The 16,482-nt window shown below is 62.8% G+C and carries 19 protein-coding genes; 3 read left to right on the plus strand and 16 right to left on the minus strand.

Annotated features, from left to right (window positions below; translation table 11 throughout):
- Positions 1-16: 16 nt before the first annotated feature.
- Positions 17-907 (plus strand): ABC transporter ATP-binding protein, encoded by an 891-nt coding sequence (locus CCR82_RS14515; RefSeq protein ID WP_201246522.1) that lies wholly within the window; start codon positions 17-19, stop codon positions 905-907.
- Between the two features lie 21 nt (positions 908-928).
- On the plus strand, positions 929-1,987 hold the full coding sequence (locus CCR82_RS14520) for an ABC transporter permease (RefSeq protein WP_201246523.1): 1,059 nt from the start codon (positions 929-931) through the stop codon (positions 1,985-1,987).
- Between the two features lie 50 nt (positions 1,988-2,037).
- Here the strand turns inward: CCR82_RS14520 and CCR82_RS14525 are convergent, their stop codons facing one another.
- The 7 genes from CCR82_RS14525 to fur all read right to left on the minus strand — a co-directional run bounded on the left by CCR82_RS14525 (position 2,038) and on the right by fur (position 7,220).
- The gene (locus tag CCR82_RS14525) at positions 2,038-2,889 is read right to left on the minus strand and encodes a hypothetical protein (RefSeq protein WP_201246524.1); all 852 of its coding nucleotides are present in this window, start codon (positions 2,887-2,889) and stop codon (positions 2,038-2,040) included.
- Positions 2,890-2,929: 40 nt separating this feature from the next.
- Positions 2,930-3,679 (minus strand): S-methyl-5'-thioinosine phosphorylase, encoded by a 750-nt coding sequence (locus CCR82_RS14530; protein WP_201246525.1) that lies wholly within the window; start codon positions 3,677-3,679, stop codon positions 2,930-2,932.
- A 93-nt stretch (positions 3,680-3,772) separates the two neighbouring features.
- Positions 3,773-4,234 carry a hemerythrin domain-containing protein gene (locus CCR82_RS14535; RefSeq protein ID WP_201246526.1) on the minus strand — a complete coding sequence of 154 codons (462 nt, stop codon included), beginning with the start codon at positions 4,232-4,234 and terminating at the stop codon, positions 3,773-3,775.
- 241 nt (positions 4,235-4,475) lie between these two features.
- Positions 4,476-5,036, minus strand: coding sequence for a hypoxanthine-guanine phosphoribosyltransferase (locus tag CCR82_RS14540; protein ID WP_201246527.1), 561 nt, complete (start codon positions 5,034-5,036; stop codon positions 4,476-4,478).
- Positions 5,037-5,122: 86 nt separating this feature from the next.
- Positions 5,123-6,175: a beta-N-acetylhexosaminidase gene (nagZ, locus tag CCR82_RS14545; RefSeq protein ID WP_201246553.1), complete on the minus strand. Its 1,053-nt coding sequence runs from the start codon at positions 6,173-6,175 to the stop codon at positions 5,123-5,125.
- Between the two features lie 75 nt (positions 6,176-6,250).
- Positions 6,251-6,748: a L,D-transpeptidase family protein gene (locus CCR82_RS14550; RefSeq protein ID WP_420827338.1), complete on the minus strand. Its 498-nt coding sequence runs from the start codon at positions 6,746-6,748 to the stop codon at positions 6,251-6,253.
- Positions 6,749-6,773: 25 nt separating this feature from the next.
- Positions 6,774-7,220: a ferric iron uptake transcriptional regulator gene (fur, locus tag CCR82_RS14555; RefSeq protein WP_201246529.1), complete on the minus strand. Its 447-nt coding sequence runs from the start codon at positions 7,218-7,220 to the stop codon at positions 6,774-6,776.
- Between the two features lie 138 nt (positions 7,221-7,358).
- Here fur and CCR82_RS14560 point away from each other — a divergent pair, with 138 nt between their 5' ends.
- Positions 7,359-7,835, plus strand: a complete 477-nt coding sequence (locus tag CCR82_RS14560; RefSeq protein ID WP_242513509.1) for an outer membrane protein assembly factor BamE — start codon at positions 7,359-7,361, stop codon at positions 7,833-7,835.
- A gap of 13 nt (positions 7,836-7,848) precedes the next feature.
- Here CCR82_RS14560 and CCR82_RS14565 read toward each other — a convergent pair whose 3' ends face one another.
- From CCR82_RS14565 to CCR82_RS14605, 9 genes are all read right to left on the minus strand, one after another.
- Positions 7,849-8,181, minus strand: a complete 333-nt coding sequence (locus CCR82_RS14565) for an RnfH family protein (RefSeq protein ID WP_201246531.1) — start codon at positions 8,179-8,181, stop codon at positions 7,849-7,851.
- On the minus strand, positions 8,171-8,605 hold the full coding sequence (locus tag CCR82_RS14570) for an SRPBCC family protein (protein WP_201246532.1): 435 nt from the start codon (positions 8,603-8,605) through the stop codon (positions 8,171-8,173). The genes CCR82_RS14565 and CCR82_RS14570 overlap by 11 nt, the downstream gene beginning before the upstream one ends.
- A 1-nt stretch (position 8,606) precedes the next feature.
- Positions 8,607-9,974: a sodium-dependent transporter gene (locus CCR82_RS14575; RefSeq protein ID WP_201246533.1), complete on the minus strand. Its 1,368-nt coding sequence runs from the start codon at positions 9,972-9,974 to the stop codon at positions 8,607-8,609.
- Positions 9,975-9,978: 4 nt separating this feature from the next.
- Positions 9,979-11,319, minus strand: a complete 1,341-nt coding sequence (gene glmM, locus CCR82_RS14580) for a phosphoglucosamine mutase (protein WP_201246534.1) — start codon at positions 11,317-11,319, stop codon at positions 9,979-9,981.
- 36 nt (positions 11,320-11,355) lie between these two features.
- Positions 11,356-12,189 carry a dihydropteroate synthase gene (gene folP, locus CCR82_RS14585; protein WP_201246535.1) on the minus strand — a complete coding sequence of 278 codons (834 nt, stop codon included), beginning with the start codon at positions 12,187-12,189 and terminating at the stop codon, positions 11,356-11,358.
- Positions 12,190-12,224: 35 nt separating this feature from the next.
- Positions 12,225-14,147: an ATP-dependent zinc metalloprotease FtsH gene (gene ftsH / locus CCR82_RS14590; protein WP_201246536.1), complete on the minus strand. Its 1,923-nt coding sequence runs from the start codon at positions 14,145-14,147 to the stop codon at positions 12,225-12,227.
- 91 nt (positions 14,148-14,238) lie between these two features.
- Entirely contained in the window at positions 14,239-14,862 is a 624-nt protein-coding gene (gene rlmE, locus CCR82_RS14595) for a 23S rRNA (uridine(2552)-2'-O)-methyltransferase RlmE (protein WP_201246537.1), read from the minus strand.
- 46 nt (positions 14,863-14,908) lie between these two features.
- Positions 14,909-15,685, minus strand: coding sequence for a hypothetical protein (locus CCR82_RS14600; RefSeq protein WP_201246538.1), 777 nt, complete (start codon positions 15,683-15,685; stop codon positions 14,909-14,911).
- A gap of 307 nt (positions 15,686-15,992) precedes the next feature.
- Positions 15,993-16,349, minus strand: coding sequence for a high-potential iron-sulfur protein (locus CCR82_RS14605; protein WP_201246539.1), 357 nt, complete (start codon positions 16,347-16,349; stop codon positions 15,993-15,995).
- Positions 16,350-16,482 lie beyond the last annotated feature (133 nt).

A 16,482-nucleotide genomic window follows, 5' to 3' on the forward strand; every position in this document is an offset into this window, starting at 1 on the left:
TTATCCATGCGCACCGATGACCAACTCCGCCTTCCTCATCGCGGCGGAAGGCCTGGAAAAACACTACCCGGGCGTCCGCGCCGTTGATGGTATCAGCCTGGGGGTCCGCGCCGGTCAGTGCTTCGGCCTGCTCGGGCCGAACGGTGCTGGTAAGACGACCACGCTCGAGATGCTCGAGGGCATCCAGACCCCGACCGCCGGGCGTGTGCTGTTCCAAGGCCGACCCCTCGATCGTGATTTCCGCGAGCGGATTGGCATCCAATTCCAAGCCACCGCGTTGCAGGACTTCCAGCGTGTGCGCGAATCCCTGGCCATGTTCGCGGCCCTCTATCAGCACCATGCCGACCTCGACGAACTGATCCAGCTCTGCCATCTCGGCGAGATCCTCGAGCGCGACACCCGCAAACTCTCCGGCGGCCAGCGCCAACGCCTGCTGCTCGCCATCGCGCTGGTGAACGACCCGGCGCTGGTCTTCCTCGACGAGCCCACCACCGGCCTCGACCCCCAAGCGCGACGCAACTTCTGGGCGCTGATCGATCGCGTGCGCGCACGCGGCACCACCCTGCTGATCACGACCCATTACATGGAAGAGGCCGAGCGCCTCTGCGACGAGATCGCGATCGTCGATCACGGACGCATCCTGATCCAAGGCCGACCGAGCGCGCTCATTGATGCGCATTTCCCCGCCGCCATCCTGCGGCTGCCGAGCAGCGCCTGGCCCGCCGATGAGTCCCTGCCGGCGAACGCCGAGCGGCGCGACACCCGTATCGAACTCTACGTCGACGAGGTGCCCGCAGCCCTCGAGCAACTGGAGCGGCATGGCGCCTCACTGATCGACCTGCGCATCGACCGCCCGAGCCTCGAGGATCTCTTCCTCAAATTGACCGGCCACAGCCTCAGAGCCTGACCCATGATGAGATCTGCGGCCATGGCTAGAGCGAGTTGGAAACGCATCCTGGCCATCTTCATCGCCCGCAACCGCGAGTTCTATCGCGACACCGCTGGGCTGGTGTGGAATATGCTGATGCCGGTGCTGATGATCGTTGCCTTCGCGTTCATCTTCGGCGCTGGCAGCCAGATCCTGTTCAAGGTTGGCCTGCTCAGCGACGACGCCGCCGCCCCCAACGCGCCGACGATCACCGGCGAACTCGACGCCTTCCTCGCCATCGATGCGATTCAATTCATTCCCGTCACGGACCAAGCGGCGGGCATCGCCAAGGTTGCCAGACACCAACTGGATCTGCTGCTCGCCCCCAACACTCCGTCCCGGTATTGGATCAACCCCGAGTCCCCGAACGGTGCCATCGTCGAGCGCCTGCTCTTGGGCGCGAGCGCCGATCAAGCCGAGAACACACCAACCCCGCAGCGCGAGACCGCCACGGGCGAGGCCCTGAGCTATGCCGACTGGGCGCTCCCCGGCGTGCTCGCGATGAACCTGATGTTCTCGAGTCTCTGGGGCGTTGGCTGGGTCGTCGTGCGCTATCGCAAGAACGGCGTCCTGCGGCGGCTCAAGGCCACACCGCTGACACCGCTCGAATTCCTGCTGGCACAGATCCTCTCGCGGCTGCTGGTCGTGCTCGTCTCGAGTCTGGTGGTCTATGGCGGCGCGCTGCTGTTGCTCGACGCGCCGATGCGCGGCTCGTATCTGGCGCTGATCCTGATCTATATCGCCGGCGCCCTGTGCATGATCAGCCTGGGCCTGATCGTGGCCGCGCGGCTGCGCACCGAGGAATTGGCCGACGGACTGCTCAACCTGCTGTCCTGGCCGATGCTGCTGCTCTCGGGAGTCTGGTTTTCGATGGAGGGGACCAGTCCTGCGGCTCAGGCCCTCTCGACGCTGATGCCGCTGAGGTACCTCGTCGAGGGCGCGCGCGCCATCATGATCGACGGTGCGGGGCTGCTGGACGTTGCGCTACAGCTTGCCTTGTTGCTGGCGATGGCGACCCTCCTGATCGCTGTTGCCACACGTCTTTTTCGCTGGGAGTGAACGCGCGAGCAGGCCACGCGGACCCGCTCGCATCTCGGCAATGGCCTGGATCAGTTTGACTGAGGAGCCGTAGGCGCGTTGGGATAATAGCCAGGCGCGGCGGGTGCTGGCCAACGACCATAGGGGCCATAAGGTCCTGCTGGCGGCATCCCTGGCCGTCCCGCGGGCTGCATACGCTGCATCGCTTCCCAACGCTGACGCGCGAAGGCCTCGGCCTGACGCCTTTGCTCGGCATAGTAGGCTTCGATTTGGGCACGACGCTGCGCGGCCCAATCACCCCTTGCCGCTGGTGCATTCGACGCCGTCTCGGCGTTATTCGTTGCCTGACTCTGCTTGGCATCCACAGAAGCCGGCTTGTCCGGGCTAGAGCGCTCGTCCGCACCTGACTCGGTTGATGCGGTTTGCTCGCCCGCCTTGGCCGTGGTCGGACTGGCTGGCTCAGACTCAGACTTTTTGCTCATGAGCGCCTGAGCGAAAGCCTCGGCCTCCTGCTTGCTGACATCGGATTTAGCCGCTGCTGGTGTCTCGGTAGCCGGCGTGCTCGCTGGAGCCTTCGACTTGGCAACCGACTCCGGTGCCGACATTGACGCCGATTCAGCTGCTGGCTGCTGGGACTGTTTCTGGCTGGATTGAGGCTCGGATTGAGGCGCCGTCTTTGCCTCACTGACCTGTGGCGCCGCAACTTCCGGCGCTTGGCGCTCGCTGTCTCCCTTGGTGAAGGGCACGAAGGGCTCTCCCGGTTGGCGTTCCAGCGAACCTAGATAGAGGAATCCGAACAACAGCACAAGGCTCCAGAGGACAAGCTTCGGCAAGAATCCCATGCGTTGCTTCGGCCGCTTCGCATCATCCGCCGCGGTTTGCTCCGCGCCCTGCTCTGGGGTGTTCTCCTGGTCGTCAGCCATGATCGTTTCTCCGCAAGTCGTTTTTGGTTGGGGTTTGGGGTTAGGTCCCTGGACGCCGTTCGACAAGTACCGCCAGCAGGCGCCCGATTTCATCCGCGCAGCGCTCGATCTGGGCGTTAATCGCTGCCATGGTAATCGCCTCGTCACTGAGGCCGGCGCCCCAGTTGACAACAAACGCAAGCGTGGCGTAGCCGAGACCGAGCTCGCGCGCCAAAGCGGCCTCCGGCATCGCTGTCATGCCGACGAGATCACAGCCATCCTGGGCCATGCGGCGGATCTCTGCGGCTGTTTCAAGACGCGGCCCTTGGCTCACGCCATAGGTTCCACCATCCCGCAACGCAATGCCAGCATCAGCTGCCGCCGCGAGAAGCGCCCGTCGCAGGGCATCGTCGTAGGGCTGGGTGAATTCAACATGCTCAACACCCGCGCCCTCGTCATCGAAGACGCTATGGGCCCGCTCGTAGGTATAGTCGATGAGCTGATCGGGAACGCAAAGCACTCCGGGTGCGCAGCTAGGATGGATACCGCCAACGGCACCGAGGGCGACGATGGCCGTACAACCAGCGTCAGCCAGCGCCTGGATATTAGCCCGGTAGTTGATCCGATGAGGGGGGAGTTGGTGTTCTGGTCCATGGCGGGCCAGGAACCAGAGCGGCCGCCCATTCAGGAGACCGTACACCAGTGGTGCCGAGGTTGTGCCGTACCGAGTGTCAACCTGCTTGCGTTCCTGGGCCTCAAGGCCTGGGAACGAGCCAAAACCGGAACCGCCAATGATCGCCAACGCAGACATGTATGTCACTCCTAGACCGTAGGCGTGACATTGTACTGGACCCGAGCGTCCCTTGAAACTTACATGAGTGCAGTTTGGCTCAGCGACCCGACGTCAAACGCGCTGCTCTGGTTGCTCTCGCTGCTCGGCAAAGATCCCGATTTCAAGGAGTTTCGGAAAGAGCACCTGCTCTTCGCGGTCGATCCGGTACGAGAGCATATCGAAGATCTCGTGCGTCTCCTCCATGAACTCATCGGTAAAGTTGAAATCACAGTTCTTCAGCCAGCGCTTATAATACTCATCGAAGGACCGACGGAGCGGCTTCTCCCCACTGATAAATCCCCAAGCGATCGATTTGACCTTCGGATCTTCGTGAATCAGCAGATTCGGATAGAGCTGCTTGTCCTCCTCCGAAAGATGAAGCTTAACCTTCTTCGCAAGGTCGCAAAGCAACTGATAGGCGGTCTTGGCATTGGGTCTGATTTTAAGCTGCTCGGGCGCCATGAGCGACCTCAGATCGCCGATCATCTGGCGCAACTCAGCATGACTATTGCGGTAGTTCTCGAGTGTCTGCATCACCATCCTCCTCGTAATTGGTAGGAACGCTAGCAACCGGTTCGCCGATGTCTTTACGCATCGTTGTTGATAGCGAGCATGACGAGCACACTGCATGAAGAAGCCCGTTCCGGCATAGCGTCCGTCGAATATGACCTAACTCTGCTCCTTATATGGTGTAGCCCATCACCACCAGATTGTCAAAAAGCCATTCATTATATTAGCTTTTTACAGAATTCACCGAGGTCGACCCTGGCCACGATCAAATGTCCGCCTCACTGGCCGCGAGGATGCGATCGGCGTTGCGGAAATAGCTCTTATAGTCGAGCCCATAGCCCATCACATAACGGTCCGGCACCTGCAGCCCAACGATGTCCGGGCGATAGTCGCATGGGCGCTCGCGCTCCTTCTCGACCAGCACCGCGCTGACCACGGAGGCCGCACCATCCTCGTGGCAGGCCTTGACGATGGCCTCCATCGTCAACCCTTCGTCAAAGATATCGTCGATCACCAGCACATGCTCGCCGCGCACCGCCGCCGAGGGCCGATGGCGCCACTCGATCTCGCCGCCGCGGGTCTCGCCGCGATAGCGCGTGGCATGCACATAGTCGAGCCGCAAGGCAAAATCGAGACGTGGCAACAACAGCCCCGTGGCGACGATGCCCCCGGTCATCACACAGAGCACGACCGGGTCGTGAACGCCGAGTCGCGCACGGATCGCCTCGCGCATCCGCTCCAGTGCGGCCTCGACCTCGGCGTTGGATACCAGACACTCGGTGCGCGCGGCGATGGCCTGGTATTGCTCCTGATTCATCTTGTTCATGGCTGTTTCTGTTTTTGCTCCTGGACGCGGCCGGATCGCCACGGCCCTTGATGATGGGAGACGGCGGTCGCCGCGCTTGCCGCGCCTCAGTCGAGGGCTTGCAAGCGAGCGATCGCCTCCAAAGCGGCTTGCCGGCGATCATGACGCGTCGGATCGATCAGCGAGCGCCCGCGCAGTCGTTCCAAGCGGGCCGCTGACGCCGGCAGGCGCCAATCCGCCACGGCATCCAGCACCGCGACCGCTGCCTCGCGATTGTTGCAGATCAGCACCAGGTCACAACCGGCCTGCAGGGCGGCCAGCGCTCGCGCGGCCGGTGAGCCGGCGGCATCAGCGGCGGCCATGTTGAGATCATCGCTGATGATGGCGCCCTCGAAGCGCAAGCGGTCTCGCAGCAGCTCACGCAACCAAAAGGTTGAAAAACCAGCCGGCTCGGGGGCGATGGCAGGATAGCGCACATGCGCCGGCATCACCGCCTCCAGCCCCTGTGCCATCAAGCGGCGGAACGGCAGCAGATCGCAGGGCTCCAGCGCACTGAGCGGGCGCTGATCCTCGGGCAATTCCAGATGCGAATCGGCGACCACACCGCCATGGCCGGGAAAGTGCTTGCCACAGCCGGCCATGCCTGCGGCATGCACCCCGTCCAGCCAGGCCGTCGCCAGCGTGGCCACCGCCTCCGGCGTGGTGGCAAAGGCACGGTCACCGATGACGCGACTCAGTCCTTGCTCGACATCGAGCACGGGCGCGAAGCTGAAATCGACCCCGAGCTGACGCAGCTCAATCGCCATCAGCCAACCGACGGCGCGGGCGGCATCGAGGCCCGCGCGTGCATCGTGCTCGTAGAGCTTGCCGCAGCGCGCCGCCGCCGGCAACCGCGTGAGGCCCTCGCGGAAGCGCTGGACGCGCCCACCCTCCTGGTCGACCGCGATCAACAGGCGCCGCTCATCGAGGGCGCGGATGGACTGGGTCAGCGCGGTGAGTTGAGCGGGCGCGGTGAAATTGCGTTGGAACAGGATGACACCACTCACCGCCGGATGACGCAAGAGTTCGCGCTCCTCGGCGTCGAGTTCGGTCCCGCCGAGATCCAGCATCACCGGTCCCAGCGGCCGCTGGCCGGGGCGTCGATCGGCGTGTGCCCTCATCATGAAGCTGCTGGCCATCTCGGCAACCCTGTGTCCTGATCGGCGGTTCGTAAGAGTCGGTATCTCGGCGGCGGATCAACCGATCAGCACCGGACAACCGACCGGCACCAGGTCGCAGAGCCGGATCACATCGGCATTGCGCATGCGAATGCAGCCCCGCGAACGCGGCACCCCCATCGGCTCGGTCTCCGGGCAGCCGTGGATGTAGACGAAGCGACGCAGCGTATCCACCGCGCCACCCCGATTGCGCCCGGGCTCGCAGCCGGTGAGCCAGAGGATGCGGCTCAGTATCCAATCGCGCTGCGGTGTTGCGGCCGCCAGCGCGTCGGAATAAATCTCACCGGTCCAGCGGCGCGCGCGAAACACGGCACCGCTCGGACAGCCCTGCCCCACCTTGAGGCGAATGCGATGCAGACCGCGCGGTGTACAGCCGCTGCCGTTCAACTCGCCAGGACCACGCGCCGCCGTCGACACGGAAACCGCCTCTACTAGAGTTTCTCCGCGATAGAGCGAAAGCCGCTGCAGCTCCAGATCGATCTCGATGCGGAGCAGGCTAGGCGACCCCGGCGGCAATGTCGAACCCGCGACGGAGCGCGAATCACGAACCCCGTTTGATCGCCGCGCGCCGTGGACAATCCTCCCCCTGGAGGCAGTCGCCATAGATAACCAGCGCATGTTCAACGATCTTAAACCCCTTCTGTTCGGCGACGGCGCGCTGTCGCTCCTCGATCACCTCGTCAAAAAACTCGACCACGGCGCCGCATTTGACGCAAACGAGGTGGTCATGGTGCCCGCCTCGGTTCAGCTCGAACACCGATTGCCCGCCTTCAAAATGGTGACGGATGACCAAGCCGGCGCTCTCGAACTGGGTCAACACCCGGTAGACGGTCGCCAGGCCGATCTCCTCATCGGCGGCCAAGAGCTCCTTATAGACCTCTTCGGCGCTCAAGTGTCGCTGTTCGCTGGTCTCCAGGATATGGAGGATCTTCAGTCGCGGGACAGTCACCTTGAGTCCCGCCTGCTTGATCTGGTGCTGATTCTCCATCGGCTGCTTATTCATCGGCCCAGACAATACGCGGTGCCTGTTTGAGAAAGTGATGCCGTTCGCTCATGTGCGGTACCATCAGTGTTTGTTCCATACCCTCTTTATAGCAGATTGATGCGAAGGCTTGTCATTCTTAGCTTGACCCTAATCCTTGCGGCCGCGTTAGCGAGCACCGGCTGCGCGCGTGGCAAGAAACCCAATGCGCCACCAAGCGGCTCGATGCTGTCGAATCTGCCCTTCGTCTACAAGATGACCGTGCAGCAAGGCAATGTCATTACCGAGCGCATGGTCAACCAGATCCAGCTCGGCATGAATCGTGAACAAGTGCGTTTTGTCCTCGGTACGCCATTGCTCAGCGATATGTTCCACACCGACCGTTGGGATTACATCTACACCATTCGTCGCGGTCATGCGCCGATGGAGACCAAGCGGCTCACGCTCTGGTTTGAAGACGACCAGCTCGTGAGCGTCGAAGGGTTTGCGCGGCCGAACCCGACCGAAGCGCTCGCCGCGCTCGAGGATGAGACCGTGATTGTCGAAGTACCGGACTGGCAAGACGATCGCGGAATCATCAACCGCACGCTGAATGCAGTCGGCCTCGAGACCGCCGACTAAACCGCGATATCGCTCAGACGTTTGCGGCCGAGGCCCTGTTTTTCTCGGCGCCCTCGGCGTTGGAACCAGTTGCTCGCTGCTTGCGAGCCTGTTTTGGGTCGGCGATCAGTGGTGGATAAATCTCGACCCGATCACCGCTTGCCAGCACCTGATCGAGCTTGGCCACCTTGCCGAAAATACCCACCTTGTTGACCTCGAGATCGATCTCGGGGAACCGCGCCAGGATGCCGGAACGCTTGATGGCATCGGCCAGGGTCATCCCCGATTCCCCCTTCACCGGTATGAGCGCCTGCGCCTGCTCGCGCGCGTAGGCTACTTCAACGTCGACGGTCTTCTCAGTCTCCATAGATCTCATCCGCTCGTTTGCAAAAGGCGTCCACCAGTGAATTTGCGATCTGCCCGAAGACACTGCCGAAGGCCTTGTCGATGAGACGCCCGGAAAACTCGAACTCCAGTTCCAGTTCCACCTTGCAGGCATCCTCACGCAGCGCGGTGAAGGTCCAGACGCCGTGGAGTTTTCGGAAGGGCCCCTCTTTGAGGGCCAAGTACATACGCTCTGGGGGTTCGAGCTTGTTGCAGGTCGCGAACACCTGCCGCACCCCAAGGCGGGCGACCTCGATGCGACCGCACAGTTCATCGTCGTTGTGCGACAGCAAGGTCGCCGATTGACACCAGGGCAGAAATCGCGGATAGCCCTCCACGTCCGCCACCAGGTCGAACATCTGTTGCGTCGAATGCCGCACCAGCGCGCTTTTCTTTACCTGTGGCACGTCAAATCAGTCCACTCTTATTCAAAAACACAAGGATGACACAGAGCGGCGCGACCCAACGGATCAGCACGCGCCACAGCCGATACAGCCAGGCGCCGTGGCTGGCGCCGAGTTCGCTGCGTGAAACCTGCTCGTCGAGGATCCAGCCGGCAAAGATCGCGATCAGCAACCCACCAAGCGGGAGCAGCACGTTCGCGGTCAGATAATCGAAGAGATCCAGGATGCCCTTACCGAACAGCGTGAAACCAGACCAGGCGTTCAACGACAGCAGACAGGCGATGCCGAGCAGCCAGACCGCGCCGCCGGCCAACAGCGAGGCGCGCACGCGACCGAAGCCCTTGTTCTCGACCAGGTAGGCGACCATCGGTTCGAGCAGCGAGATCGCCGAGGTCCAGGCGGCAAACGCGAGCAACAGGAAGAACGCCGCCCCGAACAAGGCACCAAATGGCATCTGTCCGAAGGCCACGGGCAGGGTCACGAAGATCAGACCGGGGCCTTTGCTCGGCGCGAGGCCGTTGGCAAAGACGATCGGGAAGATCGCCAACCCCGCTAGGACCGCGACCAAGGTGTCCATGCCGGCGATGATCGCCACATTGGTACCGATCGAGGCCTGGCTGCTGAGATAAGAGCCATAGATCATGATCGCGCCCATGCCCAGGCTCAGGCTGAAGAAGGCCTGCCCCATCGCGTTCAGGATCGCCTCCCCGGGATTGGCGCTGAGCGCGGAAAAATCTGGCGTGAACAGGTATGCGAATCCAGCCCCGAAGTCTCCCGCCTGGGCGGCATAGAGCACCATGATGACCAGCAAGACGAACAACGCCGGCATCAGGATGCGCACGGCACGTTCCAAGCCACTGGCCACACCGCGGGCGACGATCAGCACCACCAGCACCATGAAGAGGGTATGCCAGGCGAACAGTTGCCCGGGGGCCGCCTTCAGTGCCGCGAAGATGGCCTCGGAACCCGGTCCATCGATGCCGAGGAACTGCCCGCTGCCGGCGCGCAAGACATAGGCCAGCGTCCAACCGGCGATGACGCTATAGAACGACAGGATCAAGAATCCAGCCAGGATGCCGATCCAGCCGAGCAGTTGCCAGGCCGGATGTGCGCCCTGGCGCGCCGCGAGCGCCCGCATGGTATTGATCGGACTCTGCCGGCCGCGCCGCCCGAGCATGACCTCGGCGACCATGATCGGAATGCCGATCGCGGCCACGCAGAGCAGATAGATGAGGACGAAGGCGCCACCGCCATACTCCCCCGCCGTATAGGGGAAACGCCAGATATTGCCGAGGCCAACCGCAGAGCCCGTCGCCGCAAAGATGAAGGCGAGGCGCGATGACCACATGCCATGCATCGAGGTCGTTGACATCGGCTCAGGCTCCCAACTCGTCGCGCACTAGGGCCGCAAGTTGCTCGGCAAGCGTCTGCACCCCGCCGGGATCGGGGCCCTCGACCATTACGCGCACCAGTGGCTCGGTCCCGGACAGACGCAGCAGGATGCGCCCCTGCTCGCCGAGATGCGCCTCGGCCTCACGCACTGCGTCCTGAATGCGCGGCCGTGACATCACGTCGATGCGCTGCTCGAGGCGCACATTGATCAGCACCTGTGGGTAGGACTCGACGGGCCGCACCGCCTCGGCGAGCTTGACATCCGCCTCGATCAGCGCCTGCAGGACCTGCAGCGCAGCGATGATGCCATCGCCAGTGGTCGTCCGATCGCGGCAGATGATGTGTCCCGAGGGCTCACCGCCCAGTAGGCCGCCGTCCAGCTTGAGCCGTTCCATGATGTAACGATCGCCCACCTGGGTGCGGACGAAGTCGATCCCCAATCGCCGCAGCGCAAGCTCGAAACCGAGGTTGCTCATCAGGGTACCCACGACGGCGCCGCACAGCGCATCGTTGACCAATCGCGATTTCGCGATGATGTAAATGAGCGCATCGCCATCGACGATCTGCCCCTCGGCATCCACCATCATCAACCGATCACCATCACCATCGAATGCGATGCCAAGTTCGGCGCCCTCGGCGACAACCGCCTCGGCTAGCGCACCCGGTTTGGTCGAGCCGACTTCGCGATTGATATTGAAGCCATCGGGACGCGCGCCAATGGTCACGACTTCGGCGCCGAGTTCCTCGAAGACATAGGGGGCAACGTTGTAGGTAGCGCCATTGGCGCAGTCTAGGACCAATTTGAGGCCCTTGAATGAGGTCGACGCAGGTATGCTGCTCTTACAGAACTCAATGTAGCGTCCCGCGGCATCCTCGACCCGCCGCACCTTGCCGAGGTCGGCCGAGGGCACGGTGCGCAGCGGCTGATCGATGGCCTCTTCGATCTCCTGCTCGATCGCATCGGGCAGCTTATCGCCATCGCCCGAGAAGAATTTGATGCCGTTATCGTCATACGGATTATGGGACGCCGTGATCACGATTCCGGCGGCGGCGCGAAAGGTGCGGGTCAGATAGGCAACTCCAGGTGTGGGCATCGGCCCCAGCAGACGGATATCGACGCCAGCAGCGACTAGCCCGGCTTCGAGCGCGGACTCGAACATATATCCCGAGATGCGGGTGTCCTTGCCGATCAGGACCGTGCTGCCATCACCGCGACCGAGCACCCGGCCGGCGGCCCAGCCGAGCTTGAGGACGAAGTCCGGGCTGACGCTCGGATCGCCGACGCGCCCACGAATCCCATCGGTGCCGAAATACTTGCGTTTCAACGTTTCACCTTTGTCTCATCGAGCGACCATCGGCCCTCAAGCGGCAGCGCCAACCGCAGCGAACACGCGGATCGCATCCTGCGTCGCCGCGACGTCATGGGTGCGGATGATCGCCGCACCGCGCGCCAGCGCCAGCACCGCAGCGGCAACCCCGGCCGGAGTCCTGCCACGCACATCCCGTCCCGTCAATGCGCCGAGCATGGACTTGCGCGACAGACCCACCAACAGCGGACACCCAAGCTCCGCGAGCCGATCCAGTCGCGCGAGCAGCGTCAGATTATGCGCGAGGCGCTTGCCAAAGCCAAAGCCCGGATCGAGCACCAGCCGATGCCGCGCAATACCAGCCTGCTCACAGGCATGAATTCGCGCGCGCAGGAAGTCGATGACCTCGGCCACCACATCCGCGTAACGCGGCTCATGCTGCATGGTACGCGGCAGCCCTTGCATATGCATCAGGCACACGGGCAAACCGGTCTCGGCCGCCACGCGCAAGGCACCGGGCGCCTGCAAGGCAAAGACATCGTTGATCATTCCGGCGCCCGCTCGTGCGGCGGTACGCATGACCTCGGGCTTGGAGGTATCGATCGAGATCGGCACCTCGAGGCGCCGACTGAGCGCTTCGATCACCGGCACCACGCGGTCGATCTCCTGCGCTTCCGGCACCGGCTCGGCACCGGGACGCGTCGACTCGCCGCCGACATCGATGATCGCCGCGCCCTCGGCCACGAGCTGCTCGGCGTGCGCGAGCGCCCGCGCGACACACACAAAATCACCCCCGTCCGAGAAGGAATCGGGGGTGACGTTGAGGATGCCCATGACGCGGGGAACGGTCAGATCCAGTGACCGGTCCCCGCATTGCAGTGCCGTCATCCGTCTGCGCTACAGCGGTCGCTGCCCGCGCGCATCTAATGCTCGCCAGCAGGCCCACCGATCGGACCCGAGGTGGGTCGGCCATCGGTGGATGGGGTGACCGGCGCATCCGCACCACCGCCTGGACGCTTCGGCTCGTCATCGCCCCAATCCTTCGGCGGACGTGGCGTGCGCCCTTCCATAATGTCTTTGATCTGATCGGCATCGATGGTTTCGTACTTCATCAAGGCAGCAGCCATGGCGTGGAGCTGTTCCATATGCTCGATCAAGATATTCTTGGCCCGCTCATAATTGCGATCGATGAAGCTGCGGACCTCCTTGTCGATCAGATGCGTGGTCTCGTCCGACACCGACTTGTGCTGGGTCACCGAATGGCCTAGGAACACCTCTTGCTCATCCTCGCTGTAGGTCAATGGACCTAGCTTGTCGGAGAGGCCCCACTTAGTGACCATGTTGTGCGCAATATCGGTCGCGCGTTGAATGTCATTCGAGGCACCGGTGGTGACCATCTCCGCGCCAAAGATCAGCTCTTCCGCTAACCGCCCGCCGAACAAGCTAGAGAGCTGGCTCTCCAGGCGTTGTTTGCTGTAGCTGAACCGATCGTCTTCGGGCAGGAACAAGGTGACGCCTAATGCCCGACCGCGCGGGATGATGCTCACCTTGTGCACGGGATCATGCTGCGGCACCAGTCGGCCGACGATCGCGTGGCCAGACTCGTGATAGGCCGTCAACTTCTTCTCGTCCTCCGACATAACCATCGACCGGCGCTCGGCGCCCATCATGATCTTGTCCTTGGCCTTCTCGAGATCCTCCATGTCGACCAGACGCTTATTAGCGCGTGCTGCGAACAAGGCCGCCTCATTGACCAGATTGGCCAGATCGGCGCCGGAGAAGCCCGGCGTGCCGCGCGCGATCAGCGATGGGGTGACATCCTCGGCGGTCGGGATCTTGCGCATGTGCACCTTCAGCACCTGCTCGCGACCCCGTACATCGGGCAGCGGCACCACCACCTGGCGATCGAAACGACCTGGACGCAGCAAGGCCGGATCGAGCACGTCGGGGCGGTTGGTGGCGGCGATCACGATCACGCCCTCATTGCCCTCGAAGCCATCCATCTCGACCAGCAACTGGTTCAGGGTTTGCTCGCGCTCGTCGTGCCCCCCGCCGAGGCCCGCGCCGCGATGACGGCCAACCGCGTCGATCTCATCGATGAAGATGATGCAGGGCGCGTGCTTCTTCGCCTGCTCGAACATATCGCGCACCCGCGAGGCGCCGACGCCGACGAACATCTCGACGAAGTCCGATCCGGAGATGGTGAAGAACGGCACCTTGGCCTCACCGGCGATGGCGCGGGCGAGCAGCGTCTTACCGGTGCCGGGCGGGCCGACCATGAGCACGCCCTTGGGGATCTTGCCGCCGAGCTTCTGGAACTTGGAAGGGTCCTTGAGGAAGTCGACCACCTCGACCACCTCGTCCTTGGCCTCATCGGCACCCGCCATGTCGGCGAAGGTGACCTTGACCTGATCCTCGCTGAGCATGCGTGCCTTGCTCTTGCCGAAGGACATGGCGCCACGGCCACCGCCGCCGCCCTGCATCTGGCGCATGAAGAAGATCCACAGGCCGATCAGGATGAACAGCGGGAACCAGTTGATCAGGATCTGCATCAGCACCGAGGGTTTCTCGGGAGGCGCGGCCTTGATCTCGACATTGTTGTTGAGCAGATCGCCCACCAGCCCATCATCGTCGGGGCTGTAGGTCGTGAAATGCTGCCCGTTCTGGTTGACGCCATCGATCGTGCGCCCTTGCACCGTCACCTCTTTCACCTGGCCCTGCTGGACCTGCCTGATGAAATCGGAATAGGCCAGGGTTTGCGGGCTCGACTGCGTGGCCGTGAAGTTATTGAACACGGACATCAGCACGATCGCGATGACCACCCAAAGGATCAAATTTTTCGCCATGTCGCTCACGGCATCGGCCTCTTGAAGAACGGCGGTGCTCGAGCCGGCTGGCTCGGAGGACCGCGAAAATGGAGTATCGTTAAGCTAGACGTTACCGGACTTGACGCACTTTCGCTACCAGGTAAACCTCGCGGCTTGCGGACCGGGATGCCGCTGGTTTGCGAATATGGACCTGCTTGTACACTTGTCGCAGATCCTTGAGCGTTTGGTCGAACCCCTCGCCCTGAAACGCTTTGACCACCAGTGAACTACCGGGTTTCGCGTACTGCGCCGCGAAATCGATGGCCAGCTCAACCAGGTACATCATGCGTGGCTGGTCCACGGCCGGCATTCCCGACACGTTTGGGGCCATATCCGAAAGCACAAGATCGACCCCCGCATCACCGATCCGCGCGCTCAGTGGCGATAGATCCTCGGCCTCGCGGAAATCACCGCGCACGGCATCGACCCCGGCGATCGGTTCCATCTCCAGTAAATCGATGGCAAACACCTGTCCCTTGGGCCCGTTGCGCTTGGCCACAACTTGAGACCAACCGCCTGGTGCCGCACCAAGATCGACCACGCACTGGCCGGGCCGCAGAAAGCGATCGCGCTGATCGAGTTCGATCAGTTTGTACGCCGCCCGCGAGCGGTAACCTTCGCGCTGTGCCCGCTGCACATACGGATCCTTGAGATGCCGCTGTATCCAGCGACGATCACCCTTGCGCGCCGCCATCAACAGACCCCATTGCCTGATACTGGATGCGCCCTTCTACGAGTGTTCACAGATCGTCAACCCAAGCAAAATCGAACAATTCCAGCAAGATCCCGGTCACACTACCAGCAGCCAACCCAGCCGCGACCGCAAACGGTAAACCCGAGGAGGTACTCTCGACGACCTGCAGGAACAGCCCTGGCCGATCATACCCGGACAGGGCGCTCGCAAAGGCCCAAATGCTGCCGCCAACAATCACCGCCACCAGGCCGATGATCGCGCCTTCAGCGAATGGACACCAACGCCGCGGCAAGCCACCGGTGGCGCTCACGACCCAACGCACGGATGCAACGTAGATCACACCATTAACCGACACCAGGAACGCGACTGCTACCACTGACGATAACCCAAGACCGAAAGAGGCCAACGCCGAGAGCGCCGCCCCAGACGCAGCCCCCGTCACGGCGCCGACTAATGCTTTCGCCGGCACATTGGCCGTACAACGGCTGGGAAAGTCGATCAGCAGGCCCGTCGACAGCCCGAGCACACCGCAAAGCAACGCGGCATGCCAAAAGGCGGCGTGGTCGGAGAACACAATGAGCACGAACAGGGTCGCGAGCACGCCGATCAGACTCGCGGCCAACGCCGCCTGCCGCGCGCTGTAGTAAGCGGCGCCGATCGCGCCAGCACAAGCGGCGGCAGCGGCAAGCGCGAATACCCCGAGCATAGGAGCGAATAGCGCCTCGAGGATCACGAATAAGGGTGCATAAATGGCGCCAATGAGCGCCCAGAGCAGTGCCCGGATCAGCAGTTGCCGGGTGACCGGCAGTAGCGCGAGACTCATGACTCAAATCCAACACAACCGAACAACAGGGAGCAATCGGAGTCGCACGCGCGCGTACAGCACCGATCCGTAAGGGCCAGATTAGGGATTCGAGGCAAGGGGATCAACAGCAGCGACCGTGGCATGCGCCTTGGCCATCGCAGCACTGCACGCTTAACTGGCGCCTGGTCAGCAAGCAATGGCGCGCCGAAATCGAGCGTGGATATCGACAGGGCACACAACGGATAAGGGTAGGGATAAGGAAGCGTGATGAGCGGGGCAAACATGCCCCGCTAAGCGGCTAGAAGCCGCGGACGGAGACGCGGTCTTAGCCGGCCTTCAGCGTCCAGGATGCGCACCAGCCCGTTTCATGCACGGCCTTGCCGGGGAACAGGCTGCAGGGGCGCCACTCACCCGAGTCGGCCAGCACGAACTGGCAATTGTGGCAGAACTGCTCTTCGGGTGGCTTGCCTGGACGAGCCGCGGCAGCGCGATCAGCGTTGGCCGCGTCTTCGGAGTACTTGAGCGCTTGCGCGGTCGGATCGGTTGCCGGATCAACATGCGGTAGATCCTGAGCCTGGGCGGCGGCAATGCCAACCAGGTTAACCAGCGGCACCGAGGCGAGACCACCAAGCATCATCTTGACGGCGTCACGACGGCTCTTGTTCATTGGCTTATCGGACATTCTGACGTCTCCTTCAGAGCGTGGACTGAGATTGCTCGAACGGCCCGGTGTCACCACGCAAGGCCGGACCGCCGGCCATTGTGCATCAATGGCCCTAAAAACGCGAGTGCAGCCTTGAACTGGAGGCCACAGC

Origin of the sequence: Halochromatium salexigens (assembly GCF_016653295.1) — a bacterium.
Taxonomy (GTDB): Bacteria; Pseudomonadota; Gammaproteobacteria; order Chromatiales; family Chromatiaceae; genus Lamprobacter; species Lamprobacter salexigens.

What these genes read in the sequence shown, in the direction of transcription:
- CCR82_RS14515 (WP_201246522.1), top strand. Translation starts at nt 17, where the DNA reads ATGACCAACTCCGCCTTCCTCATCGCGGCGGAAGGCCTGGAAAAACAC.
- CCR82_RS14520 (WP_201246523.1), top strand. Translation starts at nt 929, where the DNA reads ATGGCTAGAGCGAGTTGGAAACGCATCCTGGCCATCTTCATCGCCCGC.
- CCR82_RS14525 (WP_201246524.1), bottom strand. Translation starts at nt 2,889, where the DNA reads ATGGCTGACGACCAGGAGAACACCCCAGAGCAGGGCGCGGAGCAAACC.
- CCR82_RS14530 (WP_201246525.1), bottom strand. Translation starts at nt 3,679, where the DNA reads ATGTCTGCGTTGGCGATCATTGGCGGTTCCGGTTTTGGCTCGTTCCCA.
- CCR82_RS14535 (WP_201246526.1), bottom strand. Translation starts at nt 4,234, where the DNA reads ATGCAGACACTCGAGAACTACCGCAATAGTCATGCTGAGTTGCGCCAG.
- CCR82_RS14540 (WP_201246527.1), bottom strand. Translation starts at nt 5,036, where the DNA reads ATGAACAAGATGAATCAGGAGCAATACCAGGCCATCGCCGCGCGCACC.
- nagZ (WP_201246553.1), bottom strand. Translation starts at nt 6,175, where the DNA reads ATGAGGGCACACGCCGATCGACGCCCCGGCCAGCGGCCGCTGGGACCG.
- fur (WP_201246529.1), bottom strand. Translation starts at nt 7,220, where the DNA reads ATGGAGAATCAGCACCAGATCAAGCAGGCGGGACTCAAGGTGACTGTC.
- CCR82_RS14565 (WP_201246531.1), bottom strand. Translation starts at nt 8,181, where the DNA reads ATGGAGACTGAGAAGACCGTCGACGTTGAAGTAGCCTACGCGCGCGAG.
- CCR82_RS14575 (WP_201246533.1), bottom strand. Translation starts at nt 9,974, where the DNA reads ATGTCAACGACCTCGATGCATGGCATGTGGTCATCGCGCCTCGCCTTC.
- folP (WP_201246535.1), bottom strand. Translation starts at nt 12,189, where the DNA reads ATGACGGCACTGCAATGCGGGGACCGGTCACTGGATCTGACCGTTCCC.
- ftsH (WP_201246536.1), bottom strand. Translation starts at nt 14,147, where the DNA reads ATGGCGAAAAATTTGATCCTTTGGGTGGTCATCGCGATCGTGCTGATG.
- rlmE (WP_201246537.1), bottom strand. Translation starts at nt 14,862, where the DNA reads ATGGCGGCGCGCAAGGGTGATCGTCGCTGGATACAGCGGCATCTCAAG.
- CCR82_RS14600 (WP_201246538.1), bottom strand. Translation starts at nt 15,685, where the DNA reads ATGAGTCTCGCGCTACTGCCGGTCACCCGGCAACTGCTGATCCGGGCA.
- CCR82_RS14605 (WP_201246539.1), bottom strand. Translation starts at nt 16,349, where the DNA reads ATGTCCGATAAGCCAATGAACAAGAGCCGTCGTGACGCCGTCAAGATG.